The sequence below is a fragment of the Hymenobacter segetis genome, from assembly GCF_038448715.1.
Lineage (GTDB): Bacteria > Bacteroidota > Bacteroidia > Cytophagales > Hymenobacteraceae > Hymenobacter > Hymenobacter segetis.
The window spans coordinates 90,574-108,667 of record NZ_JBCEVZ010000010.1 but is presented as its reverse complement, the minus strand read 5'-3'; the positions used below and the strand labels follow the sequence as shown (position 1 = coordinate 108,667).

Annotated in this window: 18 protein-coding genes; 10 read left to right on the top strand and 8 right to left on the bottom strand. The window is 62.1% G+C overall.

The window, feature by feature from the left end:
- The 6 genes from AAFH49_RS06580 to AAFH49_RS06555 form a co-directional block, all read left to right on the top strand.
- Positions 1-676 (top strand): HRDC domain-containing protein (locus AAFH49_RS06580; RefSeq protein ID WP_342296755.1); only part of this gene is annotated, 676 nt, incomplete at its 5' end.
- Between the two features lie 82 nt (positions 677-758).
- Positions 759-1,442 carry a DUF2306 domain-containing protein gene (locus AAFH49_RS06575; RefSeq protein ID WP_342296754.1) on the top strand — a complete coding sequence of 228 codons (684 nt, stop codon included), beginning with the start codon at positions 759-761 and terminating at the stop codon, positions 1,440-1,442.
- Positions 1,439-2,332 (top strand): hypothetical protein, encoded by an 894-nt coding sequence (locus tag AAFH49_RS06570; RefSeq protein ID WP_342296753.1) that lies wholly within the window; start codon positions 1,439-1,441, stop codon positions 2,330-2,332. Before AAFH49_RS06575 ends, AAFH49_RS06570 begins: the two co-directional genes overlap by 4 nt.
- Positions 2,333-2,482: 150 nt before the next feature.
- Positions 2,483-3,226 carry a hypothetical protein gene (locus tag AAFH49_RS06565; protein ID WP_342296752.1) on the top strand — a complete coding sequence of 248 codons (744 nt, stop codon included), beginning with the start codon at positions 2,483-2,485 and terminating at the stop codon, positions 3,224-3,226.
- A gap of 116 nt (positions 3,227-3,342) precedes the next feature.
- Positions 3,343-4,176: a helix-turn-helix domain-containing protein gene (locus tag AAFH49_RS06560; RefSeq protein ID WP_342296751.1), complete on the top strand. Its 834-nt coding sequence runs from the start codon at positions 3,343-3,345 to the stop codon at positions 4,174-4,176.
- A gap of 132 nt (positions 4,177-4,308) precedes the next feature.
- On the top strand, positions 4,309-5,031 hold the full coding sequence (locus AAFH49_RS06555) for a pirin family protein (RefSeq protein WP_342296749.1): 723 nt from the start codon (positions 4,309-4,311) through the stop codon (positions 5,029-5,031).
- A 90-nt stretch (positions 5,032-5,121) separates the two neighbouring features.
- Here the strand turns inward: AAFH49_RS06555 and AAFH49_RS06550 are convergent, their stop codons facing one another.
- The gene (locus AAFH49_RS06550; protein WP_342296748.1) at positions 5,122-6,027 is read right to left on the bottom strand and encodes a hypothetical protein; all 906 of its coding nucleotides are present in this window, start codon (positions 6,025-6,027) and stop codon (positions 5,122-5,124) included.
- Between the two features lie 212 nt (positions 6,028-6,239).
- Between AAFH49_RS06550 and AAFH49_RS06545 the strand changes: the two genes are divergently transcribed.
- A complete protein-coding gene (locus tag AAFH49_RS06545; RefSeq protein ID WP_342296747.1) occupies positions 6,240-7,274 on the top strand; it encodes a fasciclin domain-containing protein in 1,035 nt (344 codons plus the stop codon).
- Between the two features lie 92 nt (positions 7,275-7,366).
- Complete coding sequence (locus AAFH49_RS06540; RefSeq protein ID WP_342296746.1) at positions 7,367-8,956, top strand: alpha/beta hydrolase; 1,590 nt, start codon at positions 7,367-7,369, stop codon at positions 8,954-8,956.
- A gap of 151 nt (positions 8,957-9,107) precedes the next feature.
- Here the strand turns inward: AAFH49_RS06540 and AAFH49_RS06535 are convergent, their stop codons facing one another.
- The 5 genes from AAFH49_RS06535 to AAFH49_RS06515 all read right to left on the bottom strand — a co-directional run bounded on the left by AAFH49_RS06535 (position 9,108) and on the right by AAFH49_RS06515 (position 14,634).
- A complete protein-coding gene (locus AAFH49_RS06535) occupies positions 9,108-10,046 on the bottom strand; it encodes a zinc-dependent peptidase (RefSeq protein WP_342296745.1) in 939 nt (312 codons plus the stop codon).
- 35 nt (positions 10,047-10,081) lie between these two features.
- On the bottom strand, positions 10,082-11,395 hold the full coding sequence (locus tag AAFH49_RS06530; RefSeq protein WP_342296743.1) for a hypothetical protein: 1,314 nt from the start codon (positions 11,393-11,395) through the stop codon (positions 10,082-10,084).
- A gap of 21 nt (positions 11,396-11,416) precedes the next feature.
- Positions 11,417-11,743: a low molecular weight protein tyrosine phosphatase family protein gene (locus tag AAFH49_RS06525; protein ID WP_342296741.1), complete on the bottom strand. Its 327-nt coding sequence runs from the start codon at positions 11,741-11,743 to the stop codon at positions 11,417-11,419.
- A gap of 161 nt (positions 11,744-11,904) precedes the next feature.
- Complete coding sequence (locus AAFH49_RS06520; RefSeq protein ID WP_342296740.1) at positions 11,905-13,356, bottom strand: DEAD/DEAH box helicase; 1,452 nt, start codon at positions 13,354-13,356, stop codon at positions 11,905-11,907.
- Positions 13,357-13,698: 342 nt separating this feature from the next.
- Positions 13,699-14,634 carry a YihY/virulence factor BrkB family protein gene (locus tag AAFH49_RS06515; RefSeq protein WP_342296739.1) on the bottom strand — a complete coding sequence of 312 codons (936 nt, stop codon included), beginning with the start codon at positions 14,632-14,634 and terminating at the stop codon, positions 13,699-13,701.
- Positions 14,635-14,740: 106 nt separating this feature from the next.
- Between AAFH49_RS06515 and AAFH49_RS06510 the strand changes: the two genes are divergently transcribed.
- The gene (locus tag AAFH49_RS06510; protein WP_342296738.1) at positions 14,741-15,280 is read left to right on the top strand and encodes a DUF2062 domain-containing protein; all 540 of its coding nucleotides are present in this window, start codon (positions 14,741-14,743) and stop codon (positions 15,278-15,280) included.
- A gap of 134 nt (positions 15,281-15,414) precedes the next feature.
- Here AAFH49_RS06510 and AAFH49_RS06505 read toward each other — a convergent pair whose 3' ends face one another.
- Positions 15,415-15,942 (bottom strand): NADPH-dependent FMN reductase, encoded by a 528-nt coding sequence (locus AAFH49_RS06505; RefSeq protein WP_342296736.1) that lies wholly within the window; start codon positions 15,940-15,942, stop codon positions 15,415-15,417.
- Positions 15,943-16,062: 120 nt separating this feature from the next.
- Between AAFH49_RS06505 and AAFH49_RS06500 the strand changes: the two genes are divergently transcribed.
- On the top strand, positions 16,063-16,833 hold the full coding sequence (locus tag AAFH49_RS06500; protein WP_342296735.1) for a toll/interleukin-1 receptor domain-containing protein: 771 nt from the start codon (positions 16,063-16,065) through the stop codon (positions 16,831-16,833).
- 8 nt (positions 16,834-16,841) lie between these two features.
- Here AAFH49_RS06500 and AAFH49_RS06495 read toward each other — a convergent pair whose 3' ends face one another.
- Positions 16,842-18,071 (bottom strand): MFS transporter, encoded by a 1,230-nt coding sequence (locus AAFH49_RS06495; RefSeq protein ID WP_342296734.1) that lies wholly within the window; start codon positions 18,069-18,071, stop codon positions 16,842-16,844.
- Between the last annotated feature and the right edge of the window lie 23 nt (positions 18,072-18,094).

Here is an 18,094-nt window from a genome sequence, read left to right as displayed (position 1 = left end):
CGAGAAGCCCACCCGCGCCGGCAAAAAAGCCGCCAATGCCACTGCCGCAGCCGCCTTCGGCACGCCCGAAGCTCAGCTGTTCGACAAGCTCCGCAAGCTCCGCAAGCATATTGCCGATGAGCAGGGCGTGCCGCCCTACGTGGTGTTCTCCGATGCCACGCTCCAGGAAATGGCCGCCGAGCGGCCTGTGAGCCGCGTGGGCATGCTGGGTATCTCGGGCGTGGGCATGAAGAAATTCGAAACCTACGGCGAGGCCTTCATCCGTCTTATTCTGGAAGAAGGCGGCGGGGCCATGCCATCCGATTCGGACAATATGTTCAGCGAGCCGCGCCCCCGCCTGACGGCCGCCGAAAAAGCCGACAAGCCCGTGAGCGACTCCGAGGACGCCACCATACAGTTCCACCAGATGGGCCTCACGCCCGAGGACATTTCCGAGCGCCGCGGCTTGGCCCTGAGCACCGTCAAAACCCACCTCTACAACGCCTACGCCAAAGGCCGCGAGTTGCGCATCCACGACTTCGTGAGCGATGCCGAACTGGCCGAAATCTTCTCCGCCCGCGCCCAGCTCGGCGGCGACCCTACGCTCCGCGACCTGTTCGACCACCTGCGCGAGAAGTACGACTACTTCCAGCTGCGCATGGCCGCGCTCTACCACAAGCGCCTTCGGGGTCAGTAGAAGCCAATAAAATAAAGAGGCCCGCCGTTACCCACGGCGGGCCTCTTTATTTGCAGGTTCCCGTTCGAAACTGCCGCGCTTCATGGCCCGAAAACTCTTGCTCGCCCTCGCGGCCCTCGCGGCCCTCGTCATCGCTGCCTTCGCGGGCCTGATGCTCACCAAAACGCTGCCCTACTATACCTTCGAGAAGGGCATCCATTTCCTCACCACCAAGAGCGACGAAACCAACGACAGCCCCGTGTTTCGGCTGGGTTTCTATGTGCACATCACCACCAGTCTGCTGGTGCTGGTGGCGGGGCTGATGCAGTTTCTGCCGGTGCTGGCGCGGCGCGGGCCGGGGCTGCACCGGCAGCTGGGCAAGTTTTACATCATCGGCATTCTGGCGCTGGCGGCCCCGTCGGGCCTCATTCTGGCGCACTTTGCAAATGGCGGGCTGGCCGCGCAGGTCGGTTTCACGCTGCAATGCCTCGTGTGGTGGCTGTGCACCTGGCGCGCCTACCGTGCCGCCCGCCAGCGCCAGTGGAGCCTGCATGTGGATTGGATGCTGCGCTCCTACGCCGTGACCCTGGCCGCCCTGGCCCTGCGCGGCGAGAGCTACATCATGTACTACGTGTTCGAAACCAAGCCGATTGAGACGTATCTGACGGTGACGTGGCTCTCGTGGGTAGGTAATTTAGTTGTGATTGAAATCCTATTGGAGGCAGGCTTAGGACGGTATTTTCTGCAGGAGTTCATGCCGGACCTGCGGCGTAAATTGGCGGCATGAAAAATCTGATTTGGATGCTTGTATTAGCGGTGTCCGCCCCGGCATGTCATCAGAAAGCGCCGGTTGCGCAGGCCGCAACAGTTCCGCAAGCAGCCAAAGGAGCCCCTGCGGCCGCAGATGTTGCGGCGATGACGGCCCAACCATCATTGCCTTCATTATTCGCGGCTTCAGATACGTTGACGGCCCCTATGCGCCGCTTGGTGAGCCAGTACAACTTAGCCAACCTTTGGCAGGGCGATACGAAGGATAAGCAGGGAAATCCAGCTTTGGAAGGTTTTTTTGGCCCTGACCACTACCGTTTTGCATTGGTTTTTAGTCAAGTGCGGCGCGATGAGCAGCATCCAGCCATCTACCATGTTCAAGGGAAATGCCATTACCGGAAAAACGTCCGAAAATTTGCCGGTACCCTAACCATGCGGCAGGTGCAGGACTTGCCGCGGGGATATTTTTTCATCGCCGGAGCGGGCAGTGAATTGCTAGATACGGCAGCAGCCCAAACGTATACGGCGCGTGCTCAACTCCAACTAACCGAGGAAAATAGTGATAATAGTGGCCTTTTTGAAGGAGAAGCCATACTCGATTTCTATACCTTGGCCAAGTCGAAAAAAGTGGACTACGTAACGGCCGTGATGGGTATCGACGAAAGCATGCCCACCCGGGGCAGTGGTTTACTTGTGCGTGGAAACCGGCTGAACCGTTCGACCAAGCAGGTGAAGAAATTTGTCATTTCGACCGATTTCTTCGCAGCTGCTCCCGAAGTGTACAAAGACTTCGCCATCGGCGACCGGGGCGGAGAAATCAACCCTAAATACGCTAAGCTGGGCTGGAATGAACTGTGGGAGAATGAGGAATGGTGGGCCGACTCGCCCAAGCCAAAGCTCAACCTCTAATACTAAACCAGCCACCATCACCGTTGGGAAAGCATAAGCGCCATCTAGCAATATAGCTGGCCTTAAAAACCCTTCTCTTTCGGTTGTATGCGGTACTTTCTGCTTCTCACAGCGCCTGCGCTGCTCTTCGCTGCGCCCCAACCCCAACACTTGCCCAGCTTTTCGGGGCCAACTGCCAGCCCAGCTGCCCCGCTGGCTGCCCCCGGCGCGGTGCTCACCAACGCCACCCGCACCGCCCTGCTGGCCCGCACCAACTTAGGGAAACTATGGCAGCACCAGCCCCAGGCCGGCACCGAAGACGTGCTCAACGGCTGTTTCGGCTACGATGGGCGGCGGCTGGAATTCGTGTTCACCACCGTGCAGGCCGATGGCAAAAGCCCTGGCCGCTACCTCGTGGCCGGCAAGTTTCGCTGCTACGGCGACGTGACGCCCTTTCGGGGCAGCGTCGAATTGCAACAGGTACAGCGCCTGCCGGCAGGTATGAAAGTGATTGCGCCTGATTATGAGGAGTCGGCCGCGCCAACGTATTGCGCCACGGGCGGTTTTGCGCTGCAGGCCACCAGCCGCCACGGGCTGGGCGGCCAGTTTACGGGCCGCATTGCGCTCGACTTTCAGCTCACACCCAGCCGCCGAGCCGTGCTGATGACAAATACCGCTAATCCTGCCACCCGCAACGGCGGCCTGTTGTTTGAAGGCAGCTGGGCCGACGGGCCGGGCAGCGAAACCACGCCCGTGGTCTGGAAACAGGGAATTGCCGTGACGCACGAGGTACTCACGCGCTTCGAAATCGGCGAGCGGGATTCTCACATCAACCCCAAATATGCCCGCGTGGGTTGGAATAATTTCTGGAAAAACGACGAATGGTGGGTAGAAAGACAAATTGCTCAACGCTAAAGTGGTGGGCAGAAATTTATTAGCTAAGTGAATTAGTAACTTCGCGCTTGCGTTGCTAACTTCACCAGCCGAATCTGCGTTAAATCCAACGCCACTCCCGGCTGCTGCCCCCACCGATGATTAATACCAACCTCAAATTTTGCCGGCGCGAGCTCGCCCTCACGCAGGCCCAGATGGCCGAGAAGCTCGGCATCAAACGTTCCCTGGTGGGTGCCTACGAAGAGGGCCGCGCCGAGCCCCGCCTTGCCACCCTGGTCAACATGGCCCGCCTGTTCGGCATCACGCTCGACCAGCTCGTGACCACCGATTTCAGCAAGAAGAAGAACACCAAAATCATCGGCTCCCTGCCCGCGCCTGACCCCAACGCGCCCGGGGCCGATGCCGACGACAACCCCGAGCCGCCCACGCCGGCCGCCGGCGGCAAGCTCCGCGTGCTGGCCTTCACCGTGGACAAAGACCAGAACGAGAACATCGAGCTGGTGCCCCAGAAAGCCGCTGCCGGTTACCTCAATGGCTATGCCGACCGCGAATACCTGGAGGTTCTGCCCAAGTTCCGTCTGCCCATGCTCTCGCAAACGGGCACCTACCGCGCCTTTGAAATCGCCGGCGATTCGATGCTGCCCATTGCCAGCGGCACCGTCATCGTGGGCCGCTACGTGGAAGAGTGGGCCAACATCAAAGACGGTACACCTTGCATCGTGGTGAGCTCCCGCGACGGCATTGTGTTCAAGCGCGTCTTCAATAAAATGCGCTCCGGGGCCATGTTCGTGCTGCATTCCGACAACCCGAATTTCTCGCCCTACGACGTGAAGGCCGACGACGTGCTCGAAATATGGGAAGCCAAAAGCTACATCAGCAGCACATTCCCAATTGCTGAGCTCTCGCTGGAGCGCGTGGCCAGCCTCGTGCTCGACCTGCAACAGCAAGTGGCTCTGCTGAGAAAAGCCTAGCGCCGCGCTGCTTAGTTGGAAATACCGCAAGCCCTTCCGTATCCCGGAAGGGCTTTGCTGTGTGGTATGGGGCCAACTTCCGGCCCGGCCTGCGCGTATGGGAGGCACGCCATATCCTCTCGCTCCCAAGCTATGCTCAAATACATTTCCGCCGCCGACCGCCATCACGCTGCTCCCGCCGCTTGGCTCAGCAGCTACTTCCTGTTTTCGTTTGCCGATTATTTTGACCGCACCAACATGCACTTCGGGCCGTTGCGCGTGTTCAACGACGATAATGTGGCCGCCCAGTCGGGCTTCCCGCAGCACCCGCACTCCGAAATGGAAATCGTGACGCTGGTGCTGGATGGCGAAATCACGCACCAGGACACGATGGGCAACAAAACGACCATTAAAGCCGGCGAGGTACAGCGCATGACTGCCGGCACCGGCCTGGCCCATTCCGAGTTCAACCGCCAGGACAAGCCCCTGCACCTGTACCAGCTGTGGTTTATTCCTGGCCAGAAGGGCCTGGCCCCCAGCTATGAGCAGAAGGACCTGGGCTTCACCAGCGGCAATAAAAACAAGCTGGTGCCCCTCGTGACCGGCCAGAAAGTGCTGGAAGACGTGGTATACATGAATTCCAACAGCACCATTTACTGGGCTAACTTGGACGAGGACGAGGAGATTGAATTTAAAACTTTCCCCATCCGCCTCACCTTCATTTACGTGAAGCAGGGCACCATTTTCGTGAATGGCACGGAACTCGGCCCCAACGACCAGGCCCGCATGACCGATGACGACGTGGTGCAAATCCGCGCCGCAAAAGATGCCCAGTTTATTCTGATTGACCTGCCTTCGGCCGAGTCGAATTATTAACCAAGCAAACGAGAAAGCGCCCCCAAAACCGGATGACTTCCGGTTTTGGGGGCGCTTTCTCGTTTGCTTAAAACAAAGACGGCTAACGAATTAGAAGTTATACGTGATGCCGGCCGAGTAGCCCGTGGATTTGCCAATGTTGCGGCCGGCCACGTAGGTGCTGGCCCCCAGCGTCAGGCCAAAGCCGTTGGTGATGGGCCGGTAGGCGCTGGCTCCCAGACGGATGTAGTTGACGCGCGTGGAGGGGAAAAAGCCAGTGAAATTCTGGGCGGCAATGTCGGTGCCGCCGTTGGACTCCTGAAATGAAGCGTTGCCTTCCAGGTATACTTTGGGGCCGGCGTAGCCCAATTTGACCTCGCCCACGAGGGCATCGGGCACGGGGCCGGTGCGCAGGCTGTAGCCTACCTGGCCCGTGGCAAACACCCCCGAGCTGGTTTTGAGATGCGCCACGCCGGCGGCCGTGTACTTGGTGGCCCGGTTGCCGATGGCGATGATGTAGCCGTAGCCGGTGTTGGTCTGGTAGTCGCTGACCGGGGTGCTGAAGCTGACCACGCCCAACAAATCCAGAATGCTGCTGCCGATTTCGCGGCTGTAGGACTTGAACTTGAACAGCGCGGTGAGGTCCTGCAGGCCCTGGCGCACGTTGGTATAGCCCTGCGTGGAGTAGTAGGAGTTCAGGTTATCAATCACCGCGCCCGGTGCCCGGCCTTTCGACTGGATGTAGGGCAGGCTTATAACGGCGTCAATCTTGTCGGAGAGGCCGTAGGTGCCGTACAGGTTGAGAGAATTAACGCGCACCTCCTGAAAAATAGGCACGCCGGAGACTTTTTCGGGGGCCAGGTACACATCGTCGTAGCGCTCGGCCGTGCCTGACACCACCACTGAGCCGTGGCCCTTGCCCGCCATGAAACCGCTCACCAGACTCTGAGCCTGCGCGGTGGTGGCAACGCCAGCAACTAGAAGAGCACTACAAAACAGGGTGGAGAGATTTTGCATAAAAGCAACAAATAAGGAATTACTATAAGGAGCAGACTGATTGGAAACAGCCAAACAAAAACGGCTTAATCAGTCTATTTTGACGCAATCTACGGGTGAGTTTGGGGGAGCGGATTTACCTTAGCGCAATCCGATGGCTTTATAAAATCGTTTATATTCAGCGATTTGAGTTGAACGCACTTGTCAGCACGATAAAAACAATAATTTGCCCGATGAAAAAATATTTTCCCATTAAAGCCGGGTTGCTGGCCTTGGGCCTTTTGGCTGTGAATAGCTGCGCCAAAAACAAAGAAGTTGAACCGTCCATCACGAATATTGCCGTCACCAATCCCGATTTTCAGGAGTTGGAAGATGCGGCTATTCGCGGCAACGTGGCCGTGCTGCTCGGCAACAAAAACACCGACCCCGCCAGCGGCGGAAACTTCACTGTTTTTGCGCCAACCAATGCCGCTTTCAGCCGCCTAGGCCTCAACACGGCCCAGGATTTGGGGGCGTTGCAACAGTCGTTTTTACAAAACACGCTTTATTATCATGTCTTCAGTGGCCTATTGCCGGGCAGCGCGCTAACGCCGGGCAGCAGCCCGTCGCCAGGGGTGTTCACGACCAAACTCATTCCTGCTACTGCAACCACCCCGGCAATTCAGCCGGTGACGCCCACCAGGCGTATCATCCGGCGGGCCGATGGCACGCTGTATGTCAACGGTTCCAAAATTCTGGGTACTGATGTGAAGGCGGCCAATGGCCTGATTCATCCTATTGATAAGGTATTACTGGCCACGGGCGGCAACGTGGTGCAATCGGCCATTGCGCTGCAAACAGCGCAGGTATTTGTGAAGCCCGAGTTGACGTTTCTGGTGGCGGCCGTGGTGAAGTGCAACTTGGCCGGGCTGCTGTCGGCGGCCGGCCCGTACACTGTGTTTGCGCCTACCGACCAAGCGTTTATCGATGCCGGTATTCCAAGCGTAGATGCCATCAACAACATGAATGCCACCCAAGTAGCCGCGCTGACGGGCATTCTGGCAAACCATGTACTGGCTGGTAGCCTGGGTGATAAATTCACGCCGGAACTGCCGGATGGCACCTCCGTAACTAGCTTTGGTACGGGTTCGCTGCAACTCGGAACCTTCACAAACGGTGTCCTGACAGTAAAGTCGCGGGGCATTACGACGCCCGCCAACATGGTGATTCCCGATGTGCAATGTACCAACGGCGTGGTGCACGTGATTGACCGCGTGCTGCTGCCCTAACTTGCCGCAGGCGCGGCTCTATTGTTCTCGCAAGGGGCCAAAAAACCGCAGCCGATGCGGCTAGGAGGTTGTTTAAAATTGATATGACAAGGATGTTTCTCCGCAACGCGGGAAAGTTGATAGTTGGGATGGGACTGTGGCCGGCGGCGGTGCTGGGGCAAACCAGCACGCCCACCCGCCCCGACTCGGCGGCCCAACATGCGACGGCAGCAGTGGTTGGCAAGCCCAGCCTGACCGGAGTTTGGAAAGGGCCGCTGTCTATTCCCGGTGGGACATTGCCCGTCCAAATCAGCATCATCCAGCCGGGCGCTAATAAGCTGATTGCCACGCTCGACCTGCCTGCCAAGCGCCTGAATAAAGTGCCGGCCTCGCTCACGCTGCGGGGCGATACGCTCATCTTCTACGCCGCCACCGTGGACTGCCGCTTTGTGTGCACCCAGGCTGGTGAGGCGGGCCAGGAACTACGCGGCGTGTGGTCGCAGCCCGGCCTGCGGGTGCCGCTGGTGCTGCAACGGGCCGCCGCCAACGGTGCCGGCCCGGCGAGCACGGAAAAAACCGTGGCCGTGAAAGCCACTACCTACCACATCGAAACCGTGAGCCTGACCAGCCAGCCCGGCAACGTGGCCCTGGCCGGCACCCTCAGCATTCCGGACGGGGCCGGGCCGTTTCCGGCCGCAGTGCTCTTGTCCGATATGGGCAGCCAGGACCGCGACTCCCGGCAGGGCAGCTACCGATTTTTTGCCGATATCGCCGCCACGCTGGCCCGTCAGGGCATTGCCGTGCTGCGGCTCGACGACCGGGGCGTGGGCCAGAGCGGCGGCAACGGCACCCTGGCCACCACCGCCGACCTGGTGCGCGATGCCCTGGCCGGCCTCAACTACCTGCGCGTCCGGCCGAGCATCGACCCGGCCCGTACCGGCCTCATCGGGCACGGCGAGGGCGGTAACGTGGCCCTGCTGGCGGCGGCCCAGCCCGTGCCGCCCGGCTTTGTGGTGGCGATGGCCGCGTCTGGCTTGGTAGGGTTGGACCTGCTGGCCAGCCAGGCCGAGCCGCTGAGCACCGCCGACACGGCCCGCATCGGCGCAGCCCGCCGCCAGGCCTGGGCCGAGGTCTTGGCCAAAGCCGCTAAGCTCCGGACCAGCGGCTCCAACTCGGCGCAGGTAGAAACCTACGTGGCGCAGCAGCGGCTCAAAATCAAAAGCGAGGCGCGCAAGCAGGCGGAAGCGACCCTCAAATTCCGGCGGACTATGCTGGAAATTGTGCGCCAGACGGCCAGCAACGACCAAGCCCAGGCCATTGTGGTGAACATGCTGCGCCAGCGCTACCCCGACCAGGACCCCGCCCTGGCCCGCGCCCGCGCCACCGACCTGCTCACGCCCTGGTACCGCTACTATCTCAAATTTGACCCCCAGGCCAGCCTTGCCGATGTGCAGTGCCCGGTGCTGCTGCTCAACGGTACCGACGATGCCGAGGTGAATGCCGCCACCAACCTGACGGCGCTGGAAAAAGGCCTCAAAGGCAATAAGCGCGTCAGCTCACGCCGGCTGCCGGGCCTCAATCATTGGTTTCAAACCCCCACCGCCGAACTCATTGTCGCCGATGATGGAACGGTTGACCCCGTGGTTGCCCCGGTGCTGCTCACTACGGTGCGCGACTGGGTGTTGCAGCAGGGGAGCAAGTAGCGCGGTCACACCTGAAGTAGGTCGTCATGCTGAGCGCAGCCGAAGCATCTCTACCGCAATGGTAATCCAATCGAAAGGATTAGTTACGCGGTAGAGATGCTTCGGCTGCGCTCAGCATGACGACCCATCAGGCCAACACCAGCGCCAAAACCTACACCGTTTGAGCGGCCAAATGGCAGTCCTTGTACTTCCGGCCGCTGCCGCAGGGGCAGGGTGCGTTGCGGCCGAATTTGCGGCGGCTGCGCAGGGTTTTCAGCCACTCGCGCGGGTCGGTGGCGAAGCGGAGGAAACGGTTTTTGGGGTTCTGGCGGAAGGCCTGGTTGAGCAGCTCGTACAGCTCGGGGTGATGCTCCTGGAGCTTCTCGGGCTTCTCGAAAAAGTATTCGGTGACCACGGCGAAAAACTCGGCCTCGTTGGTGGCGGCGTAGGGGTTGATTTCCGACTTGCCGGCCTGAATGGCCGCGATTTCGCGCTGCATCACCGCCGTCCAGGATTGGAGCAGCGTGGGCGGCAGGGCGGCTTTGGGCAGGCCGTCAATCACGCCATCGGCCTCGTCCAGCAGGTGCGCAAATTCGTGGATGCCCACGTTCTGGCGGTCCACCGCGTCGCGGAAGCCTTGCTCCAGGGAGGCTTTCGAGAGACGCATATAGTGCTGATTCTGGAAGCCCTGCACCGAACCCAGCAGCGTGCCCTGCAAGGGTTTTACTTCTTTGGTGGGGTCGTTGTCCAGCTGCCAGGCATCGGGCACGATGAGGACTTCGCCCAGGTTGCGGTACTCCCAATCGGGGAAGCCGAATACCGGAATAAGCGCCGAAGCCGCTACCAGCAGGCGCGTGGTATCATCCACTTCCGTTTGCACGCCGGTGATGCGGGTACTGGCCAGGAACACCTGCGTTTGCTTCTCGAACCGAACTTTTTCATCATCCGTCAGGGCCAGATAGAAGGCCACCTGTTCGGATAAAATCTGCCGCCAGGCGGCGGGAAAGTCTTGGGCCAGCGCGGCCGTACGGCGGCGCGAATCGGCGGTGGCGTATTGGTAAAACGCGTAGATAATGGCCGCCAAAACGGCCAGGGAAATCAGATAGGGCATGGCCGTTGGTACGGCCGCCGGGCCGGGAGGTTGGCTCAGGGCTGGTGGGTTTGGGGCGCTGGCTGGTCGTGGTTCCGGCTCAGGCGGTAAGCCAGGCTGCCCCGCACCACGAACAGCCCACCAATAACGAACCACGAGTGAACATCGGCGGCCACGCTCACGCGGTTCCAGCGCCAGCCGGCCGTGAGGGCGGGCAACAGTGGGACGGAATGGTAAACTAAGTCCTCGTCACGGAGCGTAAAATCGGGACCTGGCTGGAAATTGCCCCGCACGTTCCACAGCGAATTCAGCTCGTAGCTCAGGCCAAACAACAATTGCTGCTCGTGCGGTAGCCAGACAAAGTAGCGCACACCGATGCGGGCCGTGCTCATCAGGGCCTGGTAATGGTAGGTGGCGGCGACAACGGCTAATTCTGTGCGGGTGCAGCCCGCACAGCGCGGGTCAGGAATAGTGTTTACAACCGTCACAAACTGCGAAAGCTGGTTGCGAAAATTCCCCAGATTTAGTTCGCCGTACACAGCGGTTCGCCGGCTGGGCAGCAGTACCTCGGCATACAGCCCACCGAAGGGCCGGGCTTCGCAGTCGGTACAGTCAGCGAGATTGACGTTGCTGTTTTCTGAGTGATTGTAGCGCACCCCGGCCAGTGCGCCGCCTTGCACCGACACCCGGCGGCGGGGCGCGGCCACCGCCAGCCACGAGCGGCCCGCTTGCCGGGCCGGGCCGCAGGCCTGATTGTAGCGCTGCACAACGGCCACCAGCCCGGCCGGTGTAAACGCCGCCGACTTTGCCGCTTGGCTTGCCTCCGGGCAATCGGCCAAGTACAAGGCCAGTTGATTGCGGTAATTATTACCATCCGTGACTTCCCAGCCGCCGTTGGGGGCGTGCCGCAGGTATTGACGTTCGCACAGGTCCACTACGGGCTGGCCTGCGCGGTGCAGCAGCAAGTGCAGGCTACCGGGGCGTACCACCCGGAACAGCGTCATCGGTCCCTCCACCAGTACCTCGGCCAGTAGCGAATCAACCTGCACATTGGTGGCGTAGCCGTGTGGCAATCGTGCCAGTTCCGTTACGTCGGCGTGGTTGATGGGCAGGCCCTCGTAGCGGAAGTACCGGCCGTTGGTGAGCAGCACGGCCCGCAACTGCCGGGGTTTCAGCGTCTCAATGGCGGCTGTGGGGCCGGGCCTAAACCGGATGGAGGCGGGCGGCTCGACCCAGAACCCGTTCTCGATTTCACCCCGTAGCGTGTCGCCGTTGGCGCGCACCAGCAGGCCCGGCTCATATACTTGGGCGTGGGTTTGGAGAGTGAAAAGTGGCGCGGCGGCCAGCAGCAGTAATAGTCGTTGCAGCATAGAGGGTAGATAATGTGGCTACTAAAGTAACGGCAAATGCGCCGCCAGCTTCTCGCGCAGCAGCGCCACCAGCGTGGGGTGCTGAAACGGGTATTTATCGGGAATGCGCAACGTGACTACGGTCTTGCCCGCCAGCTCGGCCGCGAATTTCTCCCGCAGGCGGTCGGCGTGGCGGCGCTCCATCACGAAGATGATTTCGGCCCAGCCCAGGTGGCCGGCCGCCACGCGCACCCTAGCCCCCGGCTCGGTGCCGGCCGAGCGGGCCTCGTGGTGCGGGTGGTCGTCAAAAAGCCGCTCGGCGGTGAGGCTGCGCCACTTGTTCTGGCTGCAGATGAAAAGGAGGCGCATGGGGGGCAGTTGGATAATAAGGGTAAAAAAAACGTCATGCTGAGCGCAGCCAAAGCATCTCTACCGCACAACGCAATCCAATCGAAAGGATTACTACTGCGGTAGAGATGCTTCGGCTACGCTCAGCATGACGTTCCGGGCATCGTTCAGAGAGTGTGCTACTACCGAATCAGCGCCACTTTCACTTTCTTGCCTTTCACCTTCGCGCCCTGCATGCGGGCCAGCACTTCTTCGGCCAGCGCCTCGGGCACGGCCACGAAGCTGTGGTGGTCGAATACCTCAATGCGGCCCACGGCGTCGCGCTCCAGGCCGCCCACGCTCACAAAGGCTCCGGCCAGGTCGCCCCGGCTGATTTTCTCGCTCTTGCCGGCCGATACGTGGAGGGTGACGGTGCTGGGGCGCGGGGCTTTGGGCAGGGCATCGGGGAGGGCGGGCGGGCGCAGGGCCGCCCATTGCACGCCTCTGGCGGTGGGCCACTGCTGGATTTTCTGCTGCTCGTGGGAGGTTACGATGAGGTGGGCAGTGCCCACGGCCCCGGCGCGGGCGGTGCGGCCGGCGCGGTGCTGGAAGGTGTCGGTTTCGTGGGGCGGGTCGAACTGCACCACGGTGTCGAGCTCGTTCACGTCGAGGCCCCGGGCGGCCACGTCAGTTGCTACCAGCACGGTGGCCGAGCCGTTGCGCAGCTTCATCATGCTTTTGTCGCGCTCGGGCTGAAGCATTTTGCCGTGCAGGGCCTCGGCGGCCAGGCCCCGGCCGCGCAGGAAGCGGGTCAATTCTTCCACCCGGTCGCGGGTATTGGCGAAGACGAGGGAGCGGCCGGCGGTGGGCTGGCTGATGAGGTGGTAGAGGGCGGCGGGCTTCTGGTCGGCGGCGCTCACTACGTGGCCGCGCAGCACCAGGCTCTCGGGCAGGGTGGTGGCGTTGGAGCCGCCCACGTTCATCACGCGGGGCCGGGTGAGGTACTCGCGCACGAGGTTCAGCACCTTATCGGGCATGGTGGCGGAGAACAGCAGCGTCTGCCGGCGCTGCGGCAGGCGGCTGATGATGGTAGCCATTTCTTCCTGAAAACCCAGCTCCAGCAGCTTGTCGGCTTCGTCCAGCACCAGCACTTTCAGGCGGTTGGGCACGATGGTGCGGCGCTCCAGGTGGTCGAGCATGCGGCCGGGGGTGGCCACCACGATGTGGGGCATTTGCTGGAGGCCTTTCACTTCTTCGCGCATGGCGTGGCCGCCGTAGTAGCCGGCCACGCGCAGGTTCGGGACGTGCTTGCCGAGGCGCTGGAGGGCGTCGCGCACCTGCATCACCAGCTCGCGGGCGGGCACCAGCACCAGGGCCTGCATGGTGGCCGAGGTCACATCGACCTGCTGCAACACGGCCAGGCCGTAGGCGGCGGTTTTGCCCGAGCCGGTGGGGGCCTGCCCGGCCACGTCCTGCCCTTCGAGGGCGGGGGCCAGCACCAGCTGCTGCACGGGGGTGGGCTGGGTGAAATTCAGCTCGGCCACGCCGGCCAGCAGGGCGGGGGAGAGGCCGAAATCGGCGAATTGGAGGTTGGGCTTGGCGGTGGGCTGGGCCGATGAGGCACCGGCAGCGGCGGAGGTATCAGGAGTTTGCACGGGACAAAGGTACGGCTTGCTTCCCCTGACGGCGCAGGCTGTGGTATCGTAGGGTGCGGGGCTTGCCCCCGCCCGCGCGCCTATGCAACGAGCCCGTTCAACGGCGGGCGGGGGCAAGCCCCGCACCCTACCGCATGAAACTTACATTAGTACCCGGTACGCCGAGCCAAGCATCAATGTAAGATACATCGACTCCCAGCCTGCGGTGCCGGGTGCTAATGCAACTTACATCGGCAGTGGATTGGCAGCGCCGGGCACCGATGTAACTTACATTGGCAGTAAGCTGGCCGCGCCGGGAGCTAATGTAAACTGCATCGGCAATAAACCCGTCGGCCCGCCCCGCTACTCCTCCACGTTCACCAGCCGGTAGCGCACGGCCGATTTCTTGGGTCGGATGTCCAGCCCAATCCGGTGGGCGTAGGCCTTCGTGAACGCCGCCCCGAAGTAGAATATCATGGCGCAATAGAACACGAACAGCAGCACCAGTACCAGGCTGGATGCCGGGCCGTAGACTGGTCCCAAATCCCGCGCGACCAGTAATTGTCCCAGCACCACTTCGCCCAGGCTGATGAGCAGGGCCGTGAGCGCCGCCCCGCGCGTGACCGCCCGCCACGGCACTTTGGCCAAACTCAGCGTGCGGAAAGTGACGCCGAACCAGGCCGCCAGAATCAGCCAGGCAATGACGGCATTCAGCCCGCGAACGATGAAATAGGCGAAGGTGGCATCGAAGTCGCGGATGCTTTCGGCAAACAAGCTCAGGGCGGCATCAGCCCCGAAGGCCAGCAGGGTAAGCACCGCCGTGGCCAGCAGCACGCCGCCCGAGCGCACCCGCTCGTGCACGGCCTGCGACACCTTGCCGGTGCCGCGCTTGGGTCGGATTTGCCAGAGCTGATTGAGCGAATGCTGGATGATGGTGAACAGCGTGGTGGCCACAAAGAGCAGAAACGCGAAGCCCACCACCGTCACCAGCCGGCTGCGGCTGGGGTCGGCCACGTTCATCACAATCTGCGAAACCAGCCCCGCCGCCGGGGCCCCCACCAGGTTGCTGACCTTGCCCAGCAGCATCACCCGCACGATGGACGAGGGGTAGAGCGAGCTCAGCAACTGTACCAGAATGATGAGGATGGGCGGCAGGGCAAACGAGGTGAAAAACGCCGTGGCCGCGCCCAGCCGCAGCGGGTCGTTCTGGCCCAGCTCGCGGCCGGCGCGGTGCAGCAAGATGGGCAGCTCGCGCCACCACGGACCCGGCAACTCGGCCGGGGAATCTAACTTTGTCATACAATACCCGGGGCGCAACATTTCGGGCCGTAGCCGTAAGAAGCAGGCCCCCAACGAAGGTACGGGCTGCCGTGTGGCCCGGCTTTCGGCCCCGTTATTTTTCTGTATGTCGCCTTCTGAAACCCAATTGCCGCCGCTAGTCCCGCCCGCCCCGCTGCCGCCGCGCTCCTGGCTGCGCCGCCGCGTGGCCGACCCGCTGCTGGACCTGCTCAAAACCGGCCTATCGCCCGAAAAACTAGCCCTCACCGTAGGCCTGGGCGTAGCCATCGGGCTGATTCCCGCCCTCGGCATCACCACCATACTGAGCGCCGCCGTGGCCCTGCGCCTGCGCCTCAACGTGGCCGCCATGCAGCTGGCCACCCACCTGATGACGTTTTTTCAGCTGGCGCTGCTCATTCCTTTCCTACGCGCCGGGGCCATAATCATGGGCCAGGGCGATAAAGTGGCCCACCTCACGGTAGCCAGCCTGCGCCAGCTCATCGACCACGAAGGTTGGGAAGCGGTAGGTAAATTATTGTGGCGGGCTGAGTTGGGCGCGCTGCTGCTATGGGCCGTAGCCATGGTGCCGCTGGTGGCGGTGCTGTACTTCGTGCTGCGGGTGGTGTTCCGGCGGGTGCTGGCGCGGCAGGCGGTGTTGGAGGACTAGAAAACGCCTGTCATCCTGAGCGCAGCGAAGGACCTTATCACGTTCGCAACAGTTGAATTACTGCCAGCTGTTCTAACGTAATAAGGTCCTTCGCTGCGCTCAGGATGACAGGCGATTCTTTAAAAGCCCCGATACTAAAACGCCAGCAGCGCCGCCGCCTGCTCGCGCAGCAGCTGCCGCGACAGGTCGTGGTTCAGGCCGTGCTCTGCGTTCAAATCTTGGTTGATGAAGGGCAGGCGCACGCGCTGGGGCAGTACCGTGGTGCCGAGGTACATCAGCACATCGGTGAGGTGGGCCATAGCCAGCAGGCCGCCCTGGCCACCGCTACTCAGGCCCACCAGCGCCACCTTTTTGCCCTGAATGCCGCCGGGGTAGGTGAGGCCGTCGATAAACGCCTTCAGCACGCCGGGAAACGACGCATTGTACTCGGGCACCACAATGACGACCTTATCACTCGCATCGAGCATGGTGGCCAGGCGGTTGAACTCCGGGTGCGTGCCCACGTTGGCGTAGAGCGCCGTGGTAATGAAGTCGACAGGCAGCTCGGCCAGGTCCAGAATGTGGCTGTCGGCCCCCAGCTCCGTGAGCAGGGCGCGGTAGTAGTCGGCAATGCGGCGGGCGCGCGAGTGGGGCCGGTTGGTGCCGGCAAGGATGGTAATCAAGGGGAGGCGCGGTAAGACGAGGTGCAAATATGCTGCTTAACCTCTTGGGTGGGGCAGAGGTTGCGCGGCCCGGCCCCGGCGCGGCTAGTTTATGCAGTCCCTTGTGGGTACTTTCGTCCCATGCCAGCATCTGCCCGCACCAGCGTTTTTATCAGCTACAGCCACGCCGATAGCCAATGGCTGAACCTGCTGAATACCCACCTCAAACCACTGGTCCGCGACCAGAACCTGGAAATCTGGAGCGACCAGAAAATCCGCAAGGGCGAGCGGTGGCGCGACCGCATTCACCAGCAGATGGCCATGGCGCGGGTCGGTATTTTCCTGGTGAGTGCCGATTTTCTGGCCTCCGACTTTATTCACGCCGAAGAATTGCCCCCGTTGCTGAAGGCGGCCGACCGCGAGGGGGCCACCCTGCTCACCATCATTGTGCGGCCCTGCGAGGGCGCGTTTCAGGATTCGCCGCTGAGCCAGCTCCAGTCCATGAACGGACCGCGCACGCCCCTCAGCGGGATGAGCCGGACCCAGCGCGAGCAGGTGATGGTAGAGGTTTACAACGAGTTGCGCAGCCTTTTTCGAGCATCGGCCGCGCGCCCGGCCCGGCGCAAGCCCACTGCTGCCTCCAGGCCCGTCGCTAAGAAACCCGCTGTCCCGGCCTCCAAGCGTGTAGCGGTCACTACCGCAGAACCCGATTCAGATGCTGCGGCTAAATCGAAAGCCATTGCCAGAAGCAAGGCCATTGCCAAAAATAAAGCCGCTACCCCGGCGGCCAAACCCACTACCCGGTCCAATGCCAAAGCAGTGAAGGCGGCCCCCAAGCCCACCGCCAAACCAGCCGCGAAAGCTGCGTCCAAAGCCCCAGCTAAAAAAGCCGCGCCCCGCACCGGCAAATAACTCACGCCTTACGCGGGGCTTTTGGCATCCCGGTCCGTAGCTGCCAACCCTGCTACCGCCGCCAGGCACAGCGCAAACCACGCCCACGGCAGCCGCAAATCGAGCACCGACAGCCCCCCAAATACCAGTGCCGTGCCGAAGCTGGCCAATGACTGAAAGGCCTGATTCAGTCCAAAGATTTCACCCCGGTCGGCCTCCGTAGTGCGGCGGGCCAGCCGCCCCTCCAGCAAGCCCTGGATGAGCGAGAGTGTGAGGCAGTCCAGCGTCACCAGCACGTAGAGGGCCACTTTCGAGGTGCCCATCAGGCCGTAGCCGGCCAGTACCGGTGCGCCCAGCGCGGCCAGCCACACAATGGCCCGGCGCTGGTTGATGCGGTCGGCAAAATAGCCGTAGAACACGTAGTTAAGCCCCACGCTCAGCGCCCCGAAATACATGAAAAAATAGGAAATCTGCCGTGCATCGAGGCGCAGCGGCCCTAGGCTGGCAAAGGCCACAAAGTAGAAATAATACCCCGTGCTGAGCGTGAGGGCCACCTGCGTGAGCACAATGCGCCGCACGCCGGGGTTCTGCACGTTCTTCTCGCGCAGCCGCGCCCAGAGCGTGAGCGGGTTGACGCTACGGGCCAACTCGGCGCGTAGCTCGGCTCCGCGCACTCCCCCGCGCCCGGCGTGGGTTTCGGGCAGCCACAAACTCAGCCCGATGTTGAGGGCGGCCAGGGCCACGGCCAGCCGCACCACGTAAGTGGCCTGCTGGGCCGGCGGTACCTGCAAAAAGGTCAGCATCAAGCCCGATGCCATCGGCCCCAGCACGAAGCCCAGCGAGATAATCGCGCCCTCAATGCCGAGGTTACGAAAGAGCCGCCCGGGCGGTGAAATGTCGGTAATGGCCGAGCGCACCGTGGCGTACATGCCATTGGTGAGGCCGTCGGAAACGCGGTTCACGAAGTACAGGCCCGCCCGCACCGGCAGCAGCAATGCATTGGCCAGCAGCGTACCAACTGCCGAAATGATGAAGATGGGCCGCCGCCCATACCCATCGCTCAGCCGCCCCAGCAGCGGGGCTGAAAACAGCTGCACTCCCAAAAATACGCCCGTGCCCACGCTCAGCCACAGCTGCGGCTGCCGCAGCCCTCGCACAAACTCCGGCAGCACGGGCCCCACCGCCGCCCCCACAATCACATCGACCAGAATAATAGCGTAAAGCAGCGGTAGGCGACGGTCGGGGGGAAGCAGGGGCACGGCGGTAAAAGTAGCGCGGACTT